Genomic DNA, 572 nt, shown 5'->3' with positions numbered 1-572 from the left:
CTAAAATTGTGATGCAAATTGCTTATGGCGGCACTAAAACCACCTACAACGTCGGTGAGCGCGTGATTTTTGCACCGAGTGATGTGCCTGAGCGCGGCACGAATACTCAAGGCAAAGCGATGACGAAGGATGAAATCGACTACATCGTAAAAGCATTTGCATTAGCGAGTAAACGAGCTCAAGAAGCCGGTTTTGACGGTGTCGAGATTCATGCCGCGCACACTTACCTAATCAACCAGTTTTTAAGCCCGTACTACAACCGACGCGAAGACGAATACGGAGGCAGCTTAGAAAATCGTATGCGTTTGCTTTTGGAAATTTATTCTGAGACCAGAACGTTGGTGGGGGATGCGTTTCCAATTCTTGTGAAGCTAACCGCGACTGAATTCTTTGACGGCGGTTTAACATTCGATGAAACACGCATCGTATGTAAGAAACTCGAAGAAGTGGGCGTTGATGCGATCATCGTCTCCGGCAACATTCACGGCAAAGCAAACGAACTTGTCGGTGAAAGATTCGATGGTTACACACTGCAAGAAGAAGGCTATTTTCACGAATACGGGCAAGTGATC

Annotated in this window: 1 pseudogene; it reads left to right on the top strand. The window is 46.7% G+C overall.

The features are described 5' to 3' along the window. Nucleotides 1–572, top strand: a pseudogene (locus R7Z47_RS26120) (NADH:flavin oxidoreductase); the annotation flags it as partial.

Source organism: Vibrio sp. 1641 (genome assembly GCF_033339995.1).
In the GTDB taxonomy this organism is placed as follows: Bacteria; Pseudomonadota; Gammaproteobacteria; order Enterobacterales; family Vibrionaceae; genus Vibrio; species Vibrio alginolyticus.
Note: the sequence above shows the minus strand (reverse complement) of the source record. Positions and strands in the feature narration are given on the sequence as shown.